This is a genomic window from Dyadobacter psychrophilus, from assembly GCF_900167945.1.
GTDB lineage: Bacteria > Bacteroidota > Bacteroidia > Cytophagales > Spirosomataceae > Dyadobacter > Dyadobacter psychrophilus.
On record NZ_FUZA01000005.1, the window covers coordinates 244,607 to 268,049 of the forward strand.

A 23,443-nucleotide genomic window follows, 5' to 3' on the forward strand; every position below is an offset into this window, starting at 1 on the left:
GTTTAAGGCTTTTTATTAAATTAATTATACGTCCGCCGGCGGAGCCGGGCCATAGCTTTGTATCAAAAAAACAAGCTATGGAAATGAAACAAAGCAGCTTATTTGACCACATCACGCTCTATGGAGGACGTACATTGAGCAACCGGCTCGTGGTTGCACCTTTAACCAGGAAAAGCGCTTCGTCAGAAGGCATTCCCACACCGGAAATGGCCAGTTACTACGCAGCATTTGCAGAAGGGGGCTTTGGAATGATCATCTCAGAAGGCACTTATACGGACGATTTATTCAGCCAGTCGGACCTGAACCAACCGGGAATTACCAATGCAGCGCAAATGCTGGGTTGGAAAAAAGTCACGGAAGAAGTCCATCGTTATCAGACAATTTTTATCAACCAATTGATGCATGCCGGTGCACTGGGGCAGTTGCAAGACGAGAACATTGCACCCTCGGCTGTGCAGCCGATAGGAGAACGGTCAACGGAGTTGGGCGGCTCGAAAGGGCCGTTTCCAATGCCTAAGCCTATGCAATTTGCAGATTTCGAGGCGGTTAAGGATGGCTACGTCCGTGCTGCAACACTGTCCCGCGAGGCAGGTTTTGATGGTATTGAGATCCACGCAGCCAATGGTTATCTGTTTGATCAATTTGTGACGGAGCACACCAATTTGCGGACGGATCAGTATGGTGGCAATGTGCGCAACCGGCTGCGGTTTTTGATGGAGGTTTATCAGGCGATCCGTGATGCATTGCCAGCCGATTTTATTATTGGCATCCGGTTATCCGAAAGCAAAGTAAATGATCTCAAATACAGGTGGCCCGGCGGCTCACAAACAGCGACGGAAATCTTCGAAGTTTTGAGTGAAATCAAGCCTGATTACTTTCACATTGCTTCCGAAGGCGGTTCATGGAAAAGAGAAAGCCTTTATGCCGATGGATCATCCTCAACAGGAATTGCCAAAAAGCTGACTCAAATCCCTATCATTGCCAACGGCGGATTACATGACGTTGCATTTGCTGAATCACTGATTGCAAGCGATCAGGCAGACTTGGTTTCTATCGGTCGTGCTGCAATCGCCAATCCCGACTGGCCAAACCGCATTTTGAAAGGCGAGCAAACGATTCCTTTTTTCAAAGATCTGATCAAACCGAGTTTAACATTAAAGCATACGGAGCAGGTTTTGACTCAATATAAGCATCAAGCCGCGTCGAGACTTTTGGCCTAAATGTTAGCGCAGGAAAACAGAGCCGGTCGGGAGCTGTTCCGCAGTTGAAAAAGATTGCTTGTAAGCGCTTTCGATTTTCGCAAGTTCCTTCGTTTTTTTCTGCGCTTTCAGGCTTTGGGCTAAGCCAATGGCAGACCAGCCGTTGCCGGGATTCCACATCAGATCTTCCCGGTATACTTTCTCGGCAACTGCTGGTTTGTTCATCTTTATCAAATAAGCACCCAAAAACTGGCGTGCAGGAATCGGCCAGTCGTTTGGCTCTGTGTAAATAAGCCCATCTTCGATCGCAATCGCCTTGTTCAGACTGGCAATGGTTTCCTCATATCTTTTGTCATCAAAAGCGATGGCGGCGGTCAAAATTTCCCCGGCAATATTTGCAATGGGCGTAAATGAATTAAAAGGAACGCGTCTCTTGGTTAGTATCGGGTCTTTGGCTTTTTCCAAAAGAGCGCTTAGTTCAACTTTGGCCTTGTCGGTAGCGCCGGTATTCAAATAGGCCATTCCTCTTGCGAAATTGCGGAGCAAAGTCGCATATGTCCATTTCGGGTCCAGTTTGGTGGTGTCTTTTAATATTTCGTCCCATTTTCCTAGCCTTACCAGCGTCAATTCGGGCAGCATGAAAAGATATTGATCGTATGGATTTTCGTGAACTGGCGCCACCGATTTTCTCAGACGGGTAGCCGCAAGCATGCCCGTCTTATATAGCCCTGCACTCATGGCACAATAAGTTTGAACAGCGAAATAATGCGGACTGTGCTTCACCAGACCCAGGTTTTTGGCCAGAGAATCATATTTGAGCAAAGCTGCATCTGCGCGATCATTCACGTCCACGCCTTTCAGGAAAAAGCCATTTCGCTCATACTCATGACTGGACATATGCACCATATGCGCGACACCAGGCAGTTGATCCCTCAATTTATCCGCATTCGGCAGCGCCACTTCGGGATTCCGCGATGCTTCCGTTAAGTGAATATGATAATGCAAAGCCGCCGGATGGTTTGGATTTACTTTCAAGACCTTTTCGCTGAGGTTAACCACTTCATTCGTCCAGGCTTTGGGCGTGCCATCGTTATTCCAAAAATCCCACGCATGATTGAGCATGACCGCGTCAACGAACAGCATTTTAATGTCTTGATCCTCCGGGAATTGTGTGATTAGCTCACGCGTTTTGCCGGCATAGGTAACATTAAGCGCTTTTCTGTCTGCGTCCGAGACATCTGCTGAATAACGCTGGTTCATGACGGCGATCAAGGCCTGTTCCTTTTTGCTTGTCTTGTCACTGAACTGGTTCATTTGCTTCAAAACAGACGGAATATTTTCCGGTTTTTTATACAAGTGAGCTGCATTATAATAAGGCCCCATAGCCAACGCCTGTCCCCAATAAGCCATCGCACATTCCGGTTCCAGCCGGGCCGCTTCCTGAAAAGAGGCCAGCGATTCCTTCATGTGATAACTGTAATACATGGTCAGCCCCTGGTTGAAATAAAACTGAACGCTATCGTTTTTTGTCGAGATCGGATAAGAATAATTTCCCCAGCCCGGCATAGCCGAAATGTATTTTCCGTTAGCGGCGGCCCGCATATCCGAATCGGGGACTGCACCGCACAAGGCAATGCTGTTCTGCTCAGGATTTTTTGATTCGAAAGTAACAAAAGCGTTGAACCGAAGCAGGAGAGCAGCCATTACTATGACTGGGAGCAACAGTAAAGAGGGAAATATGTTTTTCATTTCAAATGGAGAATGTGCCGGACGGATTATTTAAATATAAAGCGATTATTTCTTTTTCCGATTATAGGAGGGGCATTTTGTGGCTGTGCGGTACGATAATTGCCTTCATCAGGCTTTTGAAAAACTATCAACAAACTGAAAAATGAGAGAACAGGTACAAGCCCAGCCAATTTCGCGAAAGAGCTTTTTAACATTAACCGGCAGATATGCAGCCATTGGAGCCATGAGCGGCCTGGCGATCCAAAGCACTGAAAATGCATTGGCTCAAACTCCCCTGAAAGCCACATCACCGCCAGCGAGAGTCCCGGCAAAACCGGAAGATCCCATCGTTTTGGAGAAGTGGAAGTCGGAATACGACCAGCAAAGTGCGCCAACTCCCACGCCATTGCCTCCCGACCAACGGGTAGGATATGCGGTGGTTGGATTGGGGCACCTGTCTCTGGAAGAAATTCTTCCGGCGTTAGGGACGTGCAAAAAATCGAAGCTGGCGGCACTTGTGAGCGGAAGTCCTGAAAAAATGAAAAAAGTAGCGGCGCAATATGGCCTCAAAACGGAGAGCTGTTACAGTTACGAAACCTATGACCAGTTGAAGGATAACAAGGAAGTGGACGTGATTTACATTGTTTTGCCAAACGGGTTGCATAAGGAGTATGTCATACGTGGCGCTAGGGCTGGAAAACATATTTTGTGTGAAAAGCCAATGGCGAATACGGCCGAGGAATGTAAGGAAATGATCGCCGCGTGCAATAAAGCAAACGTGAAGTTAATGGTGGCTTACCGGATTCAGTATCAGCCCCATAACCGTAAGTTGAGAGAGATTTTACAAAAAAAGGAATTTGGCGAGGTGAAAATGGTAGAAGCCTCCAACTGCCAGAGCACGGCGAACCCGGATCACTGGCGGCATAAACTGAAACTTGCCGGCGGTGGCGTGTTGCCGGATATCGGTATATATTGCCTGAACACCACACGCTTTATCCTGGGCGAAGAACCGACCGAGGTTTTTGCTTATCAATACAGCACGCCGGGCAACCCGCTCTTTACCGAGGTAGAAGAAGTTGTTTCCTGGCAAATGCGTTTTTCGAACGGGATAATCGCCAATTGTACAACACATTACAATGTCCACGAAAGCCGCCATTACCGGGTTCTATGCGAGAAGGGCTGGCTGAATATGGACAAAGCTTACGCTTATAAAGGGCAAAAATTGTCCCAAGCCAAAGCTGATGGCCGTATGGAACTGCAACAGGACATAGGCCTGGCAGAAACAAACCAATTCGCCACTGAAATGGATCATTTTTCGGACTGTATTATCAACAATAAAAAGCCGTTTACACCAGGAGAGGAGGGTTTGCAGGATCATATTATCATGGAAGCCATTTATAAGTCCGCGCGCGATGGCAAGCCGGTGAAGATCAATTCAAGCCAGACCAATGCGGCATTGCACGGGCCCGAGCCGGAATTGGGATGAATTATTTTTGCGCAAGATCAGGCCGGCCAAATACTTCATTTTCCGGCCTGGTTTCTATCCACCACACTTTTTCCAGTTTGGGATCATAATAGCGGGCTAGTCTGCCTTTGAATAAAACCACTCGCTTAATCTCGCTTTTAGGCGGTTTGATGTTGCTTCCTACACCAAACACCTGCCGGAATCCGTCTAGAAAATAGGCTTCTTTGTCCAGGACCGAAATGTCAAATGCCGACAGATTCTTGACTTCCACATTCCCGGCTAACAGATGTGCCGGCGGCGGGTCCTTATATAATGGGAATGTAAGGAATTTCAACTTTGCGTATGTGCGGTCATCTCCCCATTCTTTGGAAAGTCTTGTATCGCTCAGCAAAAACGGAGATGATCTGAAAGCCTCATTAATTTCTTCGTATGTCGCTTTTTGGCCGTCCAGGTAAAGTTCGGTAACACCTTCATATCCAACCAATTCTTTGCTTCTGTCGAAATAACCATTTTTGAATTTGATAAGGACATTTTTTGGAAACGGGTGATATTTTTTGAAATCCGCTATCAATTGAATTTCTGCCTGATAATTTGGCAAAAGACTAGTTAAATATTCTTTGACATTCTTGTTAACTTGTTCTGAATCAGTTGTATTATGGAACTTTTGATGTTTTGGCGCATAGTAGTAACCCCTAATGGTAGAATCTTTTTTAGCAGATAGAAAGCGTACGGAAACGCGTCCGTAACCCGAATTGAAATCGCCCGCATGAAATTCACTTACCAAATCGGGGTGCTCCGGATGCAGGAGGCTGATTGAATAAAGGAGGTGCTTTCCGCTGACAGGGGCTGCTTTCAAATCACTGTAAAAATAACCGTCCCGATCTGTGCGTAAGATCTTAACAACACTTCCCCCGGCAACCAGCTCTAATTGCGCATCCCCAATCGGCTTTCTGGTTGCCGCGTCCAGAATAACTCCTGCGCAATAGGCATAGCTGTCTTTCGGTTGCGTCAAGCGCGGCTTGGATTTGCCACCTCGGTGCATCACAGCGTGATTACCACTGATCATTTGCAGCCGATCCAGGTCAGGCCGGAATGCAACGAGCAGTGCGATGATCAACGGGGCCAGGAATAAGAAGCGGATCAGATAAATTTTCGGCGTTCTGGCCTTGTTCATCATCATGATCCGTTGTTTCAGCGAAGGGAAATTGAATTGACTAGTCAGCCGGTATTCGGGTACGCCGGTGACTTTGAGCAACAGATATTGATATTTTTTGACGTCCACATTGTGCCTCAATACCTGGTCATCTGCAATGTATTCAAGATTTTGCCGGATTGAATAGCGGATTAGCCATGCAAACGGATTATACCAGTTGAGAATGCAAATGATCTCGGCCCAAATGTTATCAAACGTATGTTTTTGCTGGACATGAACGTATTCATGCAGGATAATTTTTTCCAGATCGTCATCGGAATGCAAGGTTGGATTGATAAAAACCGCATTGCCAAACGAAAATGGAAAGATCTCACGATCCACGTGATATAGCTTGATGTCATCCTCAGAAACAAGATGCGCTTCGCGTTTTATACGCGTGTAAAAGTAGAAATTAAGGCACAGCCGGCCCGTCATCACAACGATTCCCGTTACTAACACGATCAGGAGCCAGTTAACCGGTTCTTCCGGAGCCGGCGAACTGGGCAGCGCGGCCTCCTCATAAATCTGACTTAGGAAGTTATCGAGCCGCGGCAATCTAGTGTCAATCTCCTGATAGGTCAATTTTTCTTTCGGCACAAGCCTGCCGACATCAATAAACGGAATAAAAAACGCCAGCATGGAATACAGCAGCAAATACCAACGGTTCCAAGTGTAAAACGTGAGCTTCCGCAGCACTGCGAAATAAAAAATGTACGCAACTGCCAGTCCGACAGACAGTTTGATGAGATAATCAGGCAATTCGGTCATGGTTCAGATATGTTTAAAACCGACTATTTTTCACCTTCTATTAATCCGATGATTTCTTTCAATTCCTCAGTCGAGATCTTATTCTTTTTTACAAAAAAGCTTACAAGCTCTTTATAAGAATCTTCGAAATAGTCCTTAACAACATTTCCCATAAACCGCTGTTTATAAGCTTCTTCTGTGATCGCCGAGGCATATAGATAGGCATTTCCGATCAGGCGGCTTTGCACATAACCCTTCTTTTCGAGGTTTTTAACCGTGGAGGCAAGTGTGGTGTATGGTGGCACGGCTCCGTTGAGTGCTGCCATAAAAGATTTGACGCTTCCTTCGCCCGTCTTCCAGATCGCCTGCATCGCGTCTTCTTCCTGTTGCGTTAATTTTTCCATATCTACGATGTTTTCGTAAATCTACGAATATGTCGTAGTGAATTCAAAGTGTTTCCTAATATTTTATATTTACCCCGTTAATGTCAAACTTAAACCCTTGATGGAAAAAGAGAATACTTTGTTTGGAGTGCGGGAAATTGCGAGGAGGGCCAACGTATCCACTGCCACAGTAGACCGCGTGCTGCATAATCGGACGGGGGTTTCGGAAAAGACGAAGAAGCGGATCAATGACATCATTAAGGAGCTTGATTATCAGCCTAACATCCTGGCCAGCAGGCTCGCATCCAAAAAAATCATTACGCTGGCGATCCTGATTCCCCAGGTTTCCGAGGAGACTGATTTCTGGGAAGCGCCCTTGAACGGTGTGCGCCGGGCGGAGGCCGAAATCAGGCAGTATGGCATCCAGACGCTTACCTTTTTCTTTGACCTTAATAACAAGGATACTTATGTTCAGAAAGCCCGTGAAATCCTGGAACTGGATGTGCATGGCATCTTGATTGCGCCTTCATTTGTGACAGAAACGCAGGAATTTGCAAAGGAATGCAGCCAGCGCAAAATCCCCTTCGTATTCATTGATTCGGATATCCCGGAATTGAAAAGCCTGTCTTACATTGGTCCGCACCTGTATAAGAGCGGTTACGTGGGAGCGAAGTTGCTTACTTACAGGCTGCAACCCGAAAAGAAAGTGCTGATCATTAATATTTCCAAGGAAATCGACAACTTCAATTATGAAACCATTGAAGCAGGCTTCAGGGCTTACTTTTCGGATAACCATAATCCAAACGAAATCGTCCGTATTGACATTCATGAAACAGATTATCAGTCGGTTGCACGCCACCTTACCTATGTTTTTCATCTCAACAAAGACATTGGGGCTGCCTTTGTCACCAACTCACGCGTAAACACGGTCGCTTCTTTTCTCAAAAACAGTCACCGGACGGAAGTTTCCTTGATCGGTTATGATTTTGTAAAAGACAATGTGAAATATCTCGAAAACAATGTAATTGATTTTCTGATATGCCACCGGCCGGAAGACCAGGCTTATCGCGGGATTATGGCGCTTTATCAAACCCTGGTGATGAATTCCACTGTTTCCAGATTAAGTTACATGCCGATCGATATTGTAACGAAAGAAAATTACGAGTTTTATCAAAATTAGATTCGGATAAAGTGCTCACATCAGGTTAGGCAACTTTATTCATCGGCATGCTACCATTGTTCAATATTTCTTTTCTATATTTACGGGCACGTGCCCGTTACATTTATTAGCGTTTAAGCTCGTCAGGCCAGAACCCTATAAACTCCAAAATTGTGAAAGACAACATTGTCAAATGGCTTCGTTCGCTCGGACCGGGAATGATCACTGCCGCATTGGTTTTCGGACCCAGCAAAATGACCATTACTTCCAAGCTTGGAGCAGTTTATGGTTATTCGCTGCTTTGGATCGTGATCGCAGCGATCCTTTTCATGGCCGTTTTCACAGCCATGTCGACCCGGATCGGCATTGCAACGAACCAGTCGCTGCTATCAACAGTGAGGCAGAAGTGGGGGAAACCGGCATCATTTGCTATGGGCATTGGCGTTTTCCTGGTCAGCACTTCGTTTCAGGCTGGCAACTCCATTGGTGTGGGCATTTCGGTGGGAGAGCTTTATCATACTTCGCCTGTTCCCTGGATCATCTTTTTCAATCTGGTCGGAATAAGTCTGCTCTTTTTCCGAAGCTTCTATTCTGTGCTCGAAAAGACAATGATCTTCCTGATTTTCATGATGTTATTTTCTTTTATAACTACATTCTTCTGGGCAAAACCGGACGCTTCCGAGGTTTTTAAGGGCTTTACAACGCCGGTTATCCCCGAAGGGTCGCAGGGTTTGATCATTGCATTCGTGGCTTCCTGCTTCTCAATTGTGGGTGCACTATATCAATGTTACCTCATTCAGGAACGCATTCGGGTAAGGCCGGAAGTGCGAAATGGCCGAAACGACAGTGTAACAGGCATCATTGTGCTGGGTGTGATGTGCGCGATTGTGATCATTTGCTCCGCGGCAATCCTGCATCCCAAAGGCATCGCCGTTAATTCTGCGACGGATATGGCCAAGGCGCTGGAACCACTTTTCGGTAACAATGCATCCACGCTTTTCCTGGTGGGACTGTTTGGCGCGGCCTTTTCTTCATTGATCGGGAACGCTTCCGTGGGTGGCACATTACTGGGTGATGCGCTTGGATTAGGAAGTAATTTTAGTGCCAAATCAGTGCGTTATCTGGTTGCACTGGTCATGGTGTTCGGTGCGGGCATTGCTGTCAGGTTCGGCAAGCTGCCCCTGGAACTGATCGTGTTTGCACAAAGCGTGACCATTTTCGTTGTCCCGTTTATTGGAACAGCACTTTATATGGTGGCGAATGATAAAGAGATTATGGGTGAAAAAGTCAATAGCCCGCTCGTAAAAGTAGTTGCCGGCGTAGGTCTCGTCATCATTTTCGCGTTGGCGATCATTAATAGTAAAGAATTATTTTTCAACAATCCGCTTTTTAAATAATGACTGATTTTGAAGTTTTGGAAAAAAAGTGGCTGAGCCCGTCACATGCCTTAGTTGAGGATATCAAGCAAATAAAAGGCGATATCCTGATCCTGGGAGCAGGCGGCAAGATCGGGCCGAGCATTGCGAAACTGGCAAAGCAAGCCATCGACCAAGCTGGCCTGGATAAGCGTGTGATCGGGGTTTCCCGGTTCAGTGAGGAAGGGTTAGCGGACGAATTGAATGCGGCAGGCATTGAAACAATTGCTGCCAACATCCTGAATGATGCGGCGTTACAAGCATTGCCTGAGGTTGAAAATATCCTTTATCTGGCGGGAACGAAATTCGGCACATCCAACAATGAGCCGTACACCTGGGCCATGAACACATATCTTCCGGGCCGGGTTGCGGAGAAATTCAAGAATTCCAAAATCGTTGTCTATTCAACGGGCAATGTGTATCCGTTCACAACGGTGGCCTCTGGCGGCGCGACAGAGGACCTGAGGGCCGATCCGGTGGGTGAATATGGCCAATCTTGCCTGGGAAGGGAGCGCTTGTTTCAATATTTTTCGTCAGTCCACGGCACGCCGCTCTTGATTTACAGATTGAATTATGCCATTGATTTCAAATACGGTGTTTTGCTGGAAGTCGCAAAATCTGTGCTTGCAGGCAAACCTGTGGACTTGCGCACGGGGCATGTGAATGTGATCTGGCAGGGCGATGCAAACGAAATGGCGATCCGCTCACTGCTGCATTGCGAAGCTCCATCAAAAATCCTGAACATTACCGGTCCAGAGACCGTTTCGCTTCGCTGGCTGGCCGCGGAGTTCGGACGTATATTTAACACCGAACCTCAGTTTGTAAATGAAGAACAACCCACAGCATTATTAAGCAATGCGGCGGAATCATTCCGGTTGTTCGGCTACCCTCGAACGACTTTGAAGCAAATGATAGAAATCACTGCGCAATGGTTGCAGGAAGGGGGAAAAACGATTAACAAGCCTACTCATTTTCAGGAAAGAAAAGGGCAGTTTTGAGAGATTCAGAATAAAAAACAAGGTAGAAATGCTTAATACAGAGACTAAAAAACTGTTGTTTGAAGGAACGGTGATCCCGGCGCACCCGCTAGCTTTGCAGCAAAATTTGCAGCTGGACGAGCCCAGGCAACGCGGTTTGACCCGATATTATATGGCCAGTGGGGCAGGGGGAATTGCCATTGGTGTGCATACAACACAGTTTGAGATCCGCGATCCGGAAGTGGATTTGTATGAAACTGTGCTCCGGATTGCGGCTGAGGAGATTGATCTTGCAGCTCTGCATCGACCGTTCATTAAAGTTGCAGGCGTTGTAGGCCTTACCGAACAGGCGTTGAAGGAGGCGAACATTGCTGTGAAATATGGTTACGATCTGGGACTGGTGAGCATGGCCGCATTCAAAAATCAATCGGAAGCGGACATTATTGCGCACATCAAAGCAGTAGCTGAAATTATCCCTGTTTTTGGATTCTATCTGCAAGCGGCAATTGGCGGGAGGGTTTATTCTTATGATTTCTGGCAGCGGTTTGCCGAGATCCCAAATGTGCTCGCGATCAAAATTGCCGCATTTAACCGTTATCAGACGTTAGACGTTGTACGTGCTGTGTGCAACAGTTCAAGGGTAAACGAAATTGCACTCTACACAGGCAACGACGACAACATTGTAGCCGATCTGATCACTCCTTACCGGTTTGAGGTAAACGGAAAGATCATCGAAAAAACATTTGTTGGCGGCTTACTTGGACACTGGGCGGTTTGGACAGAAAAGGCGGTTAAGGTGCTTGCAGCGGCAAAAGAATTTGTCAAGAACGAGCATGCCAATGCAGCGGATATTTTACGCATGAACATCGAGGTTACGGATATGAATGCAGCCATTTTCGATCCTGCACACAACTTTCACGGATGCATTACGGGCGTACACGAAGTGCTGAAACGGCAGGGCTTAATGGAAGGGATCTGGACCCTGAACCCGAGCGAAGCGCTTTCACCCGGACAGGCTGAGGAAATCACCCGCGTTACGCAGGCTTATCCCCATTTGATTGATGATGAGTTTGTTAGTAATTTTTTAGCGCAGCATGTTAAAGTAGTTTAAGATAATTCCTCAAACCATTTTTTGAATACCGGAACACGCTCTTTGCTAATTAAAATCTGGTTTGCCGACGATGGCGCCGTGCGGACAAGCAACCTGCCGTTGAAATACAATTCAATTTCCGAAATGCATTCCCTGGAAATGATAAACTGCCGGTTTGCTCTGAAAAAATTGGTAGTATCAAGCTGATTTTCAAGTTCTTCGAGGGATTTATCTACAACAAAATTCTTGTCGTCATGCAAAGTGGCAACCACCACGCCGTTTTTAATGGTTAACCAAGCAAAATCTGAATCTTTTAGCGGGATCAGTTTGTCACGGTAGGGAACCAGGAAGCTTCTGCGTGGACTTCTACGGTTCAGGATCTGGGTATGCATCAGCTCTTCCAGGTATTTTACTTTGCTGATCGCATTTTCCTCATTGAGTTGATAATATTTTTCGAGGCTGAACTGCAATGCTTCCTGGCGGATGGGTTTGAGCAGATAATCAATGCTGTTGAGCTTGAAAGCACGCATTGCATATTCGTCGTGCGCAGTGGTGAAAATGACAGGGCAGCCAATTGAAATTTGCTCAAAAATCTGAAAACAAGTGCCGTCACCCAGCTGCACATCCAGGAAGATGAGGTCCGGGACGGGGTTGTTGCTCAACCATTCAACGGCCGTTTCCACACTTTCCAGCACATTCAGGATTTCGGTTTTCGGGTCTATCTTTTGAATCAATTGCGTCAAATACTGGCCCGCCGGCTGCTCGTCTTCAATGATAAGGATTTTGGTCATGGAGCTTCAATCAATGGGACTTTTACTGTAAAATGCTGTTCATCTTCTAGCAATAATGGTTTTTGGCCGGTCTGGATTTTATAGCGCTTGTCCAGGTTTTGCAGGCCTATCCCGGTTCCTGGCGAATTTTTCTTGTTGACGGAGTTGGAAACAGTAATCTGCTTTTCCTGCTCATTCAGCCGAAGCTCTATCATCAATATCTGGTTGGAAGTGATCACATTATGCTTGATCGCGTTCTCGATTAGTATCTGCAGGGACAGTGGAATGATATACCAATTTCTGGCCGTTTCGATATCATGAAAACAGAAAGCCAGTTTTCCGCCAAATCTCGCTTTGTAAAGGTCAAGATAGGCGCGGGCAGCGTCCAACTCGTCTTTGAGCAGGATCAGACTTTGGTTCTGGACTTTCAGGTTGTATCTCAGAATGTCCGAAAGATCAAGCACGATGCGCTGCGCCTGATCGGGGTTAGTGGCAATGGAAATATTCAGGATATTTAGCGCATTGAACAGAAAATGGGGGTTCAGCTGATTTTGCAATGCTTCCAGCTGCGCTTTGAGCTGCTCGCGTTTAAGTTGCTCATTTTCCAGTCCAATCTGATGGTTTTCCTGCGTTGTGAGCAAAAAATTCCGGAATCCAAGAATGGCTAACAATAACAGAATATGGTATAAGTAATACACCACCCTGAAAATCAGCATATCCGAGTTATCGGCGTCCAGTGCCAGTTTGAGCTGAAAAAGGATTTCGTTGATCGCCATGAACATGACAAAGAGCAAGACGATCTGCACCCATGTTTTCTGGCTGTTGAACCAGCTTGGAATGTTGTAGGTGTTTTGCAGGCAGACATAGACGAATATCCACGAGAATTCGAAGCTGATAATGAACTGGATGCAAATATCCAGCACACCCGAACCGATCATGTCCTGGTCAAATAACGATGCCCAGACAAAAATGAGCCGCGGAATTGTGGCAAACAAGCTAAGGATGAAACAGAGACGCCAACCTAATGACATCCCGTTCCGGTAATTCAAGTCGGGGTTCATGCCAGGCTTGTCAGGAATTTGCTATTTCTTGAAGTTTGGCCTGAGGTTGCGTTCTTTTTTTGGATTAATGTCGCTACGGACTCAATAAGGGCAATTTCCGCCTGTGTCCATTCCCTGTTATTCAATGTATCGTCCAGCCCGATGAAGCCTGTCCAGCCCATATTACCCTGTACAGGAACTGCCAGCATGGACTGGGCATCCTGCTGGCCAAACCACTGGATTTCTGCGCCCGTCATATTCGCAGACGGTTCCAGAACTGGTTTTTTAGCATCAAATAGCGCATTCCAACGATTAAAGGCCGGACTTTTGATCGTTTTTGCTGTATGTTTGGCAGGCACGCCGGGCGCAGTAATTTCGATTTTTAAAGTCAGATCCTGCGCATCGCCGGTTGCGGGCTGGTTTTTGATATATAAATAAATCCTGCTCAGGTCCATGACTTCCAGCAGCAATGAAAATGCATTGGAAAGCGAGTTCGCAGCAAGTTCATCCTCGCACCGCGCAAGCACCTTTTTATAAAGCGATTCGTGGTTTTGATTATGCTGGGCGATTTTTTTGCGTGCGTTATTTTTCCATTTTGCGAGGGTGTTTTCCAACGCAGGGATCCAACCCAATTTATTGGAACAATTGATATAATAGCTCGTCTCCGTCACTGCAAGCACTCTTTCCGCCGTTACCGGGCAATGCCCTTCGGTCATAACAAGGCAGGGAAGCTGGCTTCCGAGCACATTGGCCAGATCGGTAATTTTGCCATCGGGAAGCAGACAGTTGGAAATCAGTAAGTCGTATTTTGATTCGTAAAAGGCCTCAATGGCCGATTGTTTAGAAGCTACTTGCCGGATGCTGAACTTATAGCCGGCGTAACCGAGTGAGTCTTCGAGCAATGCCAGATATTCTTTCTGGATCGCAACGATGAGGAGGTTTAAGGGTTTCATGAGGTGAACTTTATATAGTTATTAAGGGAGTTTACGGCAGCGGGTGTAGCAGCTGCAATTATACAAATTAAAGTAGTAAGAATACTATCTTTTATAGCTAAATAGCTAGAAAAAATATTGCGATTAAAATCTCATCCCTACGTCGTCGGTTTGAAGTCGGGAATCAACAGGTTCACCTTTATTTTTTTCAGTTTCAATAAAGATTTGAATGTCTCAGCGCCGGTTATGGGGATATTTATGAAAGAAAAGGGACAAAGGCGAGAAATTATAGTTCTTTTCCCCACTCAATCTGGTTTCAAATTTTAAACCCTTCAAACTGGTTAGTCAAAAAGATGAATGCTAACAAAGTACTTTCTCGACGATATTTTTATCAAATCATGAATGGCAGGAATGAGCAGGTTGCTCATGAGATTTTGTCAGACGATTTCGTTTTCACGCTGCCCACACACCCCGAACCATTTCACGGTCCGGACGGATTCTTCGGACTTGTGCAAATGCTGCACGGCTCGTTCCCCGATTTTTACATTAACCCGCAGGAAATGGTTTCGGGCGGCGACTGGGTTGTAACCCGGTGGAGAGGTGGCGGAACGCATACCGGCGGACCCTTGCTGACTGTAAAAGGCAATGTGGAAGCAACCGGAAAATTCTTCGAAATTGACGGAATGACCTGGCATACCATTAAGGATGGCAAAATCACCGAATCCATCGGACACGAAGATACGCTTGGACTCATGCTGCAACTGGGCGTCCTGCCTTCGGAAGCTGCGCCTGCGCAAGCTGATCTGGAACACAACCAAACACTGGCAACCAGATATTTTGAAGAGATTATGAGCCAGGGAAATCTGGACGTGGTGGAAGAAATCCTGGATCCCGAATTTGCTTTCATTATCCCGACACAGCCGGAACCAATTGCAGGATATCCCGCATTCAAAGGCTTTGTCGGATACTTGCGCAATGCATTTCCGGACATCAAATTTACAGTAATGCGGCAGACCGCCGAAGGCAATAAGGTTGCTACGCGCTGGAACATTGAAGGCACGCATTTAGGAGAATTTCTAGGAGCGCCGCCAACCGGTAACCACGTGAAAGACTACGGAATTGACATTTTCACAATCAAAAATGGTAAGATCCTTTCGGTTCATGTGAATGAAAACGACTTCGGATTAATGCAGCAACTAGGAGCGATCCCGTCATGACATTAGAAGAAAACAAAGCCATCGTCCGCCGCTACTGGTTTGACTTTTGGAATGAAAAGAACATTCATACGCTCGACGAAATTGCGGTTGAAGATGTGGTTTTTCACTTTCCTCCCGGCCAGGCTCACCAGCCACCTACATTAAGGAAATGGTTTGAAACAGCCCTCATCGCATTCCCGGACGTGCATTTCACCTTACACGACGAGCTTGCAGAAGGCGACAAAGTGGTCAGCCGCTGGTCATACGAAGCCACGAATACAGGAAATTTTCTCGGAAGGGAAACCACAAGCATAAGAGTTCAGGATCAGGGAATTGACATTTTCCGCATTGAAAACGGAAAGATCGTTGAAATGTGGGTTGCCCAGGACAGCCTGGGTTTGTTGCAACAATTGAAAGTGCTTCAATAAAATGGAAAAAGCAGTTGTCCGTCATTATGTAAAAAGGGGCGGGCAGCTTCCGGTGAAGCCGGTGATTATTTCAGATTTCGATACGGATACGGACGTGCTCTTTATCGATGAGCCCGAGCTTTCCAGAAACGACCTGGTTTTTGAGCAGGATTCGAATGACACATTGATCAGGCTGGCCGACTCTTTCATGATCCTGGCCTCACTGAAAAATGTCAATGCGATTGATCTGGATCCGGTGCCATTCTTGAAAGGGTTTTATAAAGCATTGCAAGAGAATGATATAGATGAAGTTCTCACGTTTCTCGCAGACAATATTTTATGGGAAATGGGCGGGCCGCAGGACATTCTTGCCTGGGCAGGCAAGTGGGAAGGCAGGGTAGGAGTAAGCCGTTTTTTTGAATTACAAAAAGAAGGACTTGCTTTTGAAAAACTGAATCCAACCCGATTTGTAGCTCAGGGAAATACGGTTGCGGTTGTGCTGGAAGCAAATGGTGAAACCAAATCCAAAGTGCCGTTTTCGGGCAGCGTTGTACATTGGATCAGAGTTAAAAACGGAAAGATCGCTCAGTTGCAATGTTACCGGGATACTTTTCCAATCATTGAAGCATTGCAGGGCGGAAGGCCGTTTACGGTGAAAGCGAATGAATCGGGTTCACAACATTATGTCAATCAGCCCATTGCTTCCCTGAGAACAACGGACAACATTGTGTTTGATGAAGCAGTTTTTGATAACGTCCCGGCAACTGTAAAATCCGCAAGGGCCATGTATGTTGCATTGCAGGGACTGAAAGCGGAAGACATAAGAAAAGCATTCGCGCCGAATGTCATTTGGCACATGTTCGGTCCGCCGGACATCATTGCCTGGGCCGGTGAGCGCATTGGGCCGATTGCAGCCGTGGAATCGGCGAAGCAGATCATTGAAACCATGCGTTTTGACCATTTCAAGGCGATCAGGATGATTTACCAGGACAATGTTGCAGCGGTTGTAATTGACGAGCCGGGTGTTTCAAAAGCAACCGGAATGCCGTTTCACACGAGCGTCGTACACATTGTAGTCGTGAATGAAGACGGGAAAGTGGCCTCGATCCACAACCACGTGAATACAGCAGAAATAGTTGAAGCCTTTTTGGGCGGAAGACCTTATACAGTGAATTGAACAGCATATTAACCCTTAAAAAAGAGAAAGCATGTCACTTACAGCAGAACAAAACAATGCGATTTGTGTAGAATTTTTCGAAACAGCCTGGAATACAGGCGTTGTACGCGAAGACTTACTGGCATCCGACGCGATAGACCATTCGCAGGTTGGTGGTAAAACCGTTACTGAGCCGGGTTCGGCCAGTTTCAAAGGCATCGTGGGCATGTTCCGCGGCGCTATGCCGGATGCGAAGCTTAGCATTGAAGATCAGATATATGTTGCCGATAAAGTGGTGCACAGATGGAGACTGAACGGCACAGACACCGGCGGCGTAATGGGCATGCCTCCATCAGGAAAATCCATCACATTAACAGGAACTACAACTGCCCGCATGAAAGACGGGAAAATCGCAGAACGCTGGGCGAATGTGGATGAACTTGGCTTGTTGCAACAACTAGGCGTTGTTCCGCCGCCGCCTGGGGCGCACTAATAACGCATTCGTAAACTCTCCTCGACATTGTTTTAAAGTTTTCAAAACCCGAATTGATATGTCTAAAAAAGTACTCGCCATTTTATCGGAATACGGATATTGGGGCATTGAGCTGGTAGGCCCGCTCGAAAAACTCGAAGAAGCCGGTTATACCGTCGATTTTATTACGCCGAATGGCAAAAAAGCCGAAGCCCTGCCGCCAAGCTATGACACAACTTACGTAGATCCTCCTCTGGGCGTGTGCGTCACGACGCAGCTTGCAGCCGACAAAGTGAATGCTTTTGAAGCAACAAACCGTTTGGAAAAAACAATGAACCTGTCGGAAGTGATCCCGCAGCGTCCTTATTTCTCAACGCCCGACTTTCTTCGCGCATTTGAAAAATATTACAGCGACCTTAAAATCGCACAGGATAAACTGACCGAAGAATACGACGCCGTTTTCCTCGTAGGCGGCAGCGGACCGATCATTGACATGGTGAACAACCAGCGTGTGCATGATGTGATACTTGCTTTTTACAAAAAACAAATGCCTGTTGCGGGAATTTGCTACGGCGTTGCGCCGCTTGTTTTTGCCAGAGATTTCAACGAACGCAATTCCATCATCAAAGGAAAGCACGTGACAGGTCACTGCATTGAATACGATTACCACGACGGAACCGGCTTCCTTCACACAGACCTGAACATGGGGCCGCCGCCATATGTGCTGGAATACATTCTTTCCGACGCCGTTGGACCAGAAGGACAATATCATGGAAATTTTGGAAAAGAAACTTCCGTAATCGTTGACTATCCATTTATCACAGGTCGTTCATTGCAATGTTCTTTCGAATTCGGAGAGCAGTTTGTGAACGTTTTGGACAAAGGCCTCACGCGTTATGGCTGGTAAAACCGGGAATCAGAAGATCATTGAACAATTCCTTGCGGATGGCATGGATTACATGTTCGGCAATCCCGGCACGGTGGAGCAAGGTTTCCTTGACGCGCTGGCGGAGTATCCGGAGATGAAATATATCCTCACATTGCAGGAAACGATTGCGGTCATGATGGGCGACGGTTATGCCCGCGCCACACAGAAGCCCACATTGGTCCAGTTGCACAGTTCGCCTGGCATAGGAAATGCAGTCGGCGCTGTGTATCAGGCCAAAAGAGGCCACGCGCCGCTGGTTGTTATCGGGTCGGATGCGGGTGTACAATACATGAACATGGATGCACAAATGGCCAATGATCTGGTAGCCATGATGGCGCCGGTTACCAAATATGCAACCATGGCCACGTCGTCAAAATCATTGCTACGCACATTGCGCCGGGCGGTAAAAATAGCCTCCACGCCTCCAATGGGGCCGGTTTACGTTTGCTTGCCAATGGACATTCTAGATGAGATCAATGACGAACCGGTGTTTCCAAGCTGCATTCCGTCCACACGGGTTGCGCCTGCACCGGAACTGATTACGCAATCGGCGGAAATGTTGCTGGCTGCCGGGAAGCCAATGATCTTCGTAGGTGACGGCATTGCTTATTCAGATGCGATCCCGGAACTGACGCATGTTGCGGAACTTTTGGGCGCGGAAGTTTACGGTGTCGAATTCGGGGATCTCGTGATGGACAATACGCATCCTTTGTATCAGGGTACAACGGGTCACATGTTCGGCTCTTTCAGTCACCCGATCACGACGAAAGGCGATGCAAACCTGATCGTCGGAACCTATATGTTGCCTGAGGTTTTTCCTGAGTTAGGAGATATTTATGCGCCGGAAGCACAGGTGATCCATTTCGATCTGAATGCTTATGAGATCGCCAAAAATCACCGCGTTGATCTGGGTGTTGTGAGTGATCCGAAACTTTCACTGGCAGCATTAGCGCAAGCCATTATAGCTGTGAGCACGCCTGAACAAAAGGCAAGAGCGCAGCAACGTATAGAGGAGATCGGTAACGCTAAAAATGCAAAAGTTGCAGCCGAGAAAGAGGCCGACGAGGAGCAGCAAGGCAAGTCGCCGCTACATATGTCGCAGTTCACAAAAGTGCTGGCCGAGAAGCTGAATCAGGATGAGACAATCATTTTTGATGAAGCATTGACAAGCTCTGCCGCAGTGAGCCGTTACTTGCCGCCAAAACTCGCAAAACAATACTTTCTCACGCGTGGAGGCTCGTTAGGCGTGGGCTTTCCAGGTGCAATCGGTGCCAAAATTGCTAATCCTGAAAAAACCGTGATCGGTTTCTCAGGCGACGGCGGAAGCATGTACACGATCCAGACATTATGGTCAGCGGTGCGGCATAATACGGGAGCAAAATTTGTGGTTTGCAACAATGGATCTTACAAATTGCTGCAACTCAACATTGATCAATACTGGCAGGAACGCGAAATTCCAAAGCACGATCATCCGCTGCCTTTCGACCTTTCCTATCCCGCGATCCGGTTTGACATTTTGGCCCAATCCATGGGCGTAGAGGCAGTTAGAGTTGAAAAAGAAGAAGAAATTTTGCCCGCTATCGAAAGAATGCTGGCCGACGATAAGCCTTTTCTGATCGACCTGGTGCTGGAAGGCAACCACAAGTCGGACTGGGTGAAAGTGAATTGCTCGCAATAACCGAAAATCCTCCTCCATTTTAAATAATGGTACACATGAGATTTGATTACATTATCGTTGGCGCAGGAGCGGCCGGAAGCGTGCTGGCCAATCGCCTGAGCGCCAACCCAGAAACGAAAGTGCTGCTTATCGAAGCCGGAAAAACGGATAAAGAACCTGCTATCCAGGACCCTGGCGGCTTTGTAAGCCTTTGGGGATCGGATATGGACTGGCAATTGCAAACCACGCAGCAAGCGGGTTTGAGTGGCCGCTCCATCACGATCAATCAGGGCAAAGTTTTAGGAGGCAGCACTTCGATCAATGCAATGATGTACGTCCGTGGTAACCCTGCGAACTTCGATCAATGGGAAGCAATGGGTGCCAAAGGATGGGGTTATGAAGCTGTTTTGCCTTTTTTCAAAAGATCTGAAAACTACGAAAACGGTGCCTCGGGTTTTCATGCAACCGGCGGAGAACTTAGCATTCGCGAATGTCCGGATGAAGTAATGCGCTCCGAGCACTTTTTGATAGGCGCAACGCAGCTGGGTTATGACGGCCCTAATTGGGATTACAATGGCGCCCGGCAGGAAAATGGTGCCGGATTATTGCAGTTTCACATTGATAAAAATGATCACCGCGACAGCGGCGCTTCGGCTTTCTTGCATTCAATTGCTGACAGGAAAAATTTGACGATTGTTACCGGTGCGCTGGTTTCCAGGGTTTTAATTGAAAATAAGAAAGCGACAGGCGTCGAAATTATCTCTGGGGAAGGTTTGAAAGAGAAGGCTTTTGCGGAAAAAGAAGTCATTGTTTCAGCAGGCGCACTGGGTTCTCCTAAGCTGCTGCTTTTGTCGGGAATTGGCCCTGCTGAGGAATTGCAAGAGGTTGGCATTGAGGTTATTAAAGATTTGCCTGGTGTTGGCAAAAACTTGCAGGACCATTTGCAGCTCCCGATGATTTTCAGGTCAAAAATTCCCATGCCGAACACGACTTTACTTACTGGTAATGCGCTGTTTGTTAATACAAAAAATGATGGAAGTGCAGTGGATCTGCAAATCAACTTTACCCCGAGCCTGCCACAGCCATTAGCACCGATCCTGCCGGATCTGGGCGGTCCTGTTTGCATTTTCCTCCCTATTTTGGTTCAGCCTGAAAGTCGGGGAGAAGTGGTGTTAAGGTCTGATAATGCAGCCGATAAGCCGATTATCAATCCAAATTATCTGGAAAATGAAGCCGATGTTGCAGTGCTTTCCAAGGCCGTTGAACTGGTCAGAAAGCTGGCTAACACACCCAAATTCCTGGAATTGAACGGTGGTGAAATGGTCCCTGGTGCGGATGCGGACATTGAAGCGTTTGTCAGAACCCAAAGCACCACGATCTGGCATCCTGCCGGAACCTGTAAAATGGGCAATGACGCAATGTCGGTCGTTGACCCGGAATTAAGAGTTCACGGCATTCAGAATCTGCGCGTTGCAGACGCCTCCGTCATGCCGACGGTTACCAGCGGAAATACAGTGGCAGCCTGCTTCATGATCGGTGAAAAAGCAGCCGATATGACCCTCGCCCCGCACGGCGTTGCCGGTATGAAAAAGAGTCTAATCGATTGATTAAATTATAATTAACCTAAAAAATAAAACACAATGCTAACGCAGGAAGCAATTAAAGCACTGGCAGTTGATTGGTATAAAAAGCTGGATGTCCACGTCCCGATGGTTGAAGTTTTGCCGCTGCTTGCAGATGCGGAACTGGAAATGGTTTTCCCGGAAGCAACGGTCTATGGACATGCAGGATTCGAAGGCTGGTTCCAACGCGTTATCCGCATATTTTTCGACGAAGTGCACACGGTTAAGCTCGTTGAATCGGAGATAACGGACAACACTGCGGTGGTGAAAGTGGTGGTGCAATGGGAAGCCAGCGTCTGGAATGCGCCTGAACCTTTCAGCAAACGCATCAAATGTGACGCTTTCCAAACCTGGGAAGTAAAGCTGACCGACGCCGGAAAGGTGGTCATTACCAAATACATTGTGGACGGACTTGAATATCACGTCGGTTCCGCAACGCTGTAAATCAGGTTGTTAACCCTTCTTTATTAAACCAAAAATATGAAAAACGTACCCGATACCAAGCTGGGAAGGATGTATAAGGAGCACATTCAACACATTCTTGACAAAAATATTGACGCGCTGCTGGACCAATACACAGATGACGCAACATTGATCAGCAGCTTCTCCAAATCGCCCGTTATTTACAAAGGCCGCGACCAGGTGAATGAGCATATGCAAGGCATTCTGGGCATCGACGGACTGGAAACGGACATTGTTTTCTGGGCCGAAACTGAGAATCCTGAAACATTAATGATCACCGAACAGATTACCATGACGGTGGGCGGTGAAAAAAGTGAAATGCGCTTCGCAGACAGCTGGGTGCTGCAAGACGGAAAGATCGCCATTCATTTTGCCGGAATGGTCCAGCATCCGGACGGAACATTAGCCTAATTTAAAAATAACCCCTAAACCCTTTCGTCATGAAACTGGCAGGAAAAAAGATCGGCGTGCTCTTGGAGGCCGATTATTTTGAAAACGAGATATTCTACTACAAATTCCGCTTTCCGGAGGAAGGCGCTGATCTGCATTTTCTGACAAGGTTATGGGGACAGGATAAACTCACATTCCTGGGCCACGAATACCGCGCGCCGATGGATTGCTGGGAGTCATTTGAAAATATGAGCGATGAAGAGCTGCGCACTTACGACGCTATTATCGTACCGTCAGGTATGGTTTCGGACCGGCTACGTTACACCGAAGACGTGGAGAAAATCCCGCCTGCAACCGAATTCCTGAAACGTGTTTTCGCTGAACCAGGCATTTTAAAAGGCATTATCTGCCACGGATTATGGCTTACTGCGCCCGCAACGGAGCTTGTTCGCGGCCGCAAATTGGTTTGCCACAACAACCTGATCGGCGACGCAAAGGCTTACGGGGCCATTTATACCAATGAAGATGTGGTTGTGGACGGTGATCTGATCACCGGGCGCTCAGGCGGACATGCGCATTTGTTTGCGAAAAAGATCATCGAAACCCTGTCAGCAGCTAACCCAAATTAACATGAGCGCGACATTTTTTCACCTGGCATTGACAGTCAAGGACCTCGGCAAGTTCGAGGATTTTTATGCCAAATATTTTGGCTTCCGCAGGGCAAGGGTGATCAGTCTGGGCGATGATGCCGAGCTGGTTTTCCTAAAAAACGACGACAATTTTTACTTTGAGATCTTTCCGCCCGAAGAAGACCGTCCTTACCCGATGTCCGAAGCCGACGGCCCGCACTACGCTGGTTTACGCCACATTGCATTCTCTGTGGACGACATTGACGCCAAAGTGGAAAGCATGGGAGAAGACGCAGTAATCACCCTCGGCCCATTGCATTTCGACGACGTAATTGAAGGCTGGAAAACCGTCTGGCTCAAAGACCCCGAAGGAAACATCATAGAAATCACTCAGGGCTACCGCGATCAGGAAGACTTGGCTTAATAA

The 23,443-nt window shown here is 47.1% G+C and carries 23 protein-coding genes; 17 read left to right on the plus strand and 6 right to left on the minus strand.

The window, feature by feature from the left end:
- The first annotated feature begins 77 nt into the window (after window positions 1-77).
- Entirely contained in the window at window positions 78-1,220 is a 1,143-nt protein-coding gene (locus B5X68_RS19020) for an oxidoreductase (protein ID WP_082216351.1), read from the plus strand.
- Window positions 1,221-1,223: 3 nt separating this feature from the next.
- On the opposite strand, the gene B5X68_RS19025 is transcribed toward B5X68_RS19020, so the two are convergent.
- On the minus strand, window positions 1,224-2,948 hold the full coding sequence (locus tag B5X68_RS19025; RefSeq protein ID WP_141110347.1) for a tetratricopeptide repeat protein: 1,725 nt from the start codon (window positions 2,946-2,948) through the stop codon (window positions 1,224-1,226).
- A 142-nt stretch (window positions 2,949-3,090) separates the two neighbouring features.
- Here B5X68_RS19025 and B5X68_RS19030 point away from each other — a divergent pair, with 142 nt between their 5' ends.
- Window positions 3,091-4,413: a Gfo/Idh/MocA family protein gene (locus tag B5X68_RS19030; protein ID WP_082216353.1), complete on the plus strand. Its 1,323-nt coding sequence runs from the start codon at window positions 3,091-3,093 to the stop codon at window positions 4,411-4,413.
- A 1-nt stretch (window position 4,414) separates the two neighbouring features.
- On the opposite strand, the gene B5X68_RS19035 is transcribed toward B5X68_RS19030, so the two are convergent.
- Together B5X68_RS19035 and B5X68_RS19040 are read right to left on the minus strand one after the other, a co-directional pair.
- Window positions 4,415-6,352, minus strand: a complete 1,938-nt coding sequence (locus B5X68_RS19035) for a M56 family metallopeptidase (RefSeq protein WP_082216354.1) — start codon at window positions 6,350-6,352, stop codon at window positions 4,415-4,417.
- Between the two features lie 23 nt (window positions 6,353-6,375).
- Window positions 6,376-6,735: a BlaI/MecI/CopY family transcriptional regulator gene (locus tag B5X68_RS19040; protein ID WP_082216355.1), complete on the minus strand. Its 360-nt coding sequence runs from the start codon at window positions 6,733-6,735 to the stop codon at window positions 6,376-6,378.
- A gap of 100 nt (window positions 6,736-6,835) precedes the next feature.
- Between B5X68_RS19040 and B5X68_RS19045 the strand changes: the two genes are divergently transcribed.
- The 4 genes from B5X68_RS19045 to B5X68_RS19060 all read left to right on the plus strand — a co-directional run bounded on the left by B5X68_RS19045 (window position 6,836) and on the right by B5X68_RS19060 (window position 11,376).
- Window positions 6,836-7,894 (plus strand): LacI family DNA-binding transcriptional regulator, encoded by a 1,059-nt coding sequence (locus tag B5X68_RS19045; RefSeq protein WP_082216356.1) that lies wholly within the window; start codon window positions 6,836-6,838, stop codon window positions 7,892-7,894.
- 152 nt (window positions 7,895-8,046) lie between these two features.
- Window positions 8,047-9,270, plus strand: a complete 1,224-nt coding sequence (locus B5X68_RS19050) for an Nramp family divalent metal transporter (RefSeq protein ID WP_229208488.1) — start codon at window positions 8,047-8,049, stop codon at window positions 9,268-9,270.
- Window positions 9,270-10,286, plus strand: coding sequence for an NAD-dependent epimerase/dehydratase family protein (locus B5X68_RS19055; protein ID WP_082216358.1), 1,017 nt, complete (start codon window positions 9,270-9,272; stop codon window positions 10,284-10,286). The genes B5X68_RS19050 and B5X68_RS19055 overlap by 1 nt, the downstream gene beginning before the upstream one ends.
- 28 nt (window positions 10,287-10,314) lie before the next feature.
- Window positions 10,315-11,376, plus strand: a complete 1,062-nt coding sequence (locus B5X68_RS19060) for a dihydrodipicolinate synthase family protein (RefSeq protein ID WP_082216359.1) — start codon at window positions 10,315-10,317, stop codon at window positions 11,374-11,376.
- Here B5X68_RS19060 and B5X68_RS19065 read toward each other — a convergent pair.
- The 3 genes from B5X68_RS19065 to B5X68_RS19075 are packed head-to-tail and all read right to left on the minus strand — an operon-like array spanning window position 11,373 to window position 14,118.
- Window positions 11,373-12,146 carry a LytR/AlgR family response regulator transcription factor gene (locus B5X68_RS19065; protein ID WP_082216360.1) on the minus strand — a complete coding sequence of 258 codons (774 nt, stop codon included), beginning with the start codon at window positions 12,144-12,146 and terminating at the stop codon, window positions 11,373-11,375. The genes B5X68_RS19060 and B5X68_RS19065 overlap by 4 nt on opposite strands.
- Window positions 12,143-13,186 (minus strand): sensor histidine kinase, encoded by a 1,044-nt coding sequence (locus B5X68_RS19070; protein WP_082216361.1) that lies wholly within the window; start codon window positions 13,184-13,186, stop codon window positions 12,143-12,145. Before B5X68_RS19070 ends, B5X68_RS19065 begins: the two co-directional genes overlap by 4 nt.
- The gene (locus tag B5X68_RS19075; RefSeq protein ID WP_082216362.1) at window positions 13,183-14,118 is read right to left on the minus strand and encodes a response regulator; all 936 of its coding nucleotides are present in this window, start codon (window positions 14,116-14,118) and stop codon (window positions 13,183-13,185) included. Before B5X68_RS19075 ends, B5X68_RS19070 begins: the two co-directional genes overlap by 4 nt.
- A gap of 332 nt (window positions 14,119-14,450) precedes the next feature.
- On the opposite strand from B5X68_RS19075, the gene B5X68_RS19080 reads away from it, so the two are divergent.
- The 11 genes from B5X68_RS19080 to B5X68_RS19130 are packed head-to-tail and all read left to right on the plus strand — an operon-like array spanning window position 14,451 to window position 23,440.
- On the plus strand, window positions 14,451-15,314 hold the full coding sequence (locus B5X68_RS19080) for an ester cyclase (protein WP_082216363.1): 864 nt from the start codon (window positions 14,451-14,453) through the stop codon (window positions 15,312-15,314).
- Window positions 15,311-15,721: an ester cyclase gene (locus tag B5X68_RS19085; RefSeq protein WP_082216364.1), complete on the plus strand. Its 411-nt coding sequence runs from the start codon at window positions 15,311-15,313 to the stop codon at window positions 15,719-15,721. The genes B5X68_RS19080 and B5X68_RS19085 overlap by 4 nt, the downstream gene beginning before the upstream one ends.
- A 1-nt stretch (window position 15,722) precedes the next feature.
- A complete protein-coding gene (locus B5X68_RS19090) occupies window positions 15,723-16,877 on the plus strand; it encodes a nuclear transport factor 2 family protein (protein ID WP_082216365.1) in 1,155 nt (384 codons plus the stop codon).
- 31 nt (window positions 16,878-16,908) lie between these two features.
- On the plus strand, window positions 16,909-17,349 hold the full coding sequence (locus tag B5X68_RS19095) for an ester cyclase (protein WP_082216366.1): 441 nt from the start codon (window positions 16,909-16,911) through the stop codon (window positions 17,347-17,349).
- A 58-nt stretch (window positions 17,350-17,407) separates the two neighbouring features.
- A complete protein-coding gene (locus B5X68_RS19100; RefSeq protein ID WP_082216367.1) occupies window positions 17,408-18,235 on the plus strand; it encodes a type 1 glutamine amidotransferase domain-containing protein in 828 nt (275 codons plus the stop codon).
- Window positions 18,225-19,934 carry a thiamine pyrophosphate-binding protein gene (locus B5X68_RS19105; protein ID WP_082216368.1) on the plus strand — a complete coding sequence of 570 codons (1,710 nt, stop codon included), beginning with the start codon at window positions 18,225-18,227 and terminating at the stop codon, window positions 19,932-19,934. The genes B5X68_RS19100 and B5X68_RS19105 overlap by 11 nt, the downstream gene beginning before the upstream one ends.
- A 35-nt stretch (window positions 19,935-19,969) precedes the next feature.
- Window positions 19,970-21,520, plus strand: a complete 1,551-nt coding sequence (locus tag B5X68_RS19110; RefSeq protein WP_212568021.1) for a GMC family oxidoreductase — start codon at window positions 19,970-19,972, stop codon at window positions 21,518-21,520.
- 33 nt (window positions 21,521-21,553) lie between these two features.
- Window positions 21,554-21,979, plus strand: a complete 426-nt coding sequence (locus B5X68_RS19115; RefSeq protein ID WP_082216370.1) for a hypothetical protein — start codon at window positions 21,554-21,556, stop codon at window positions 21,977-21,979.
- 36 nt (window positions 21,980-22,015) lie between these two features.
- The gene (locus tag B5X68_RS19120; RefSeq protein ID WP_082216371.1) at window positions 22,016-22,408 is read left to right on the plus strand and encodes a nuclear transport factor 2 family protein; all 393 of its coding nucleotides are present in this window, start codon (window positions 22,016-22,018) and stop codon (window positions 22,406-22,408) included.
- Window positions 22,409-22,437: 29 nt separating this feature from the next.
- Complete coding sequence (locus B5X68_RS19125; RefSeq protein WP_082216372.1) at window positions 22,438-23,016, plus strand: DJ-1/PfpI family protein; 579 nt, start codon at window positions 22,438-22,440, stop codon at window positions 23,014-23,016.
- Window position 23,017: 1 nt separating this feature from the next.
- A complete protein-coding gene (locus B5X68_RS19130; RefSeq protein WP_082216373.1) occupies window positions 23,018-23,440 on the plus strand; it encodes a VOC family protein in 423 nt (140 codons plus the stop codon).
- The last annotated feature ends 3 nt before the right edge of the window (window positions 23,441-23,443 follow it).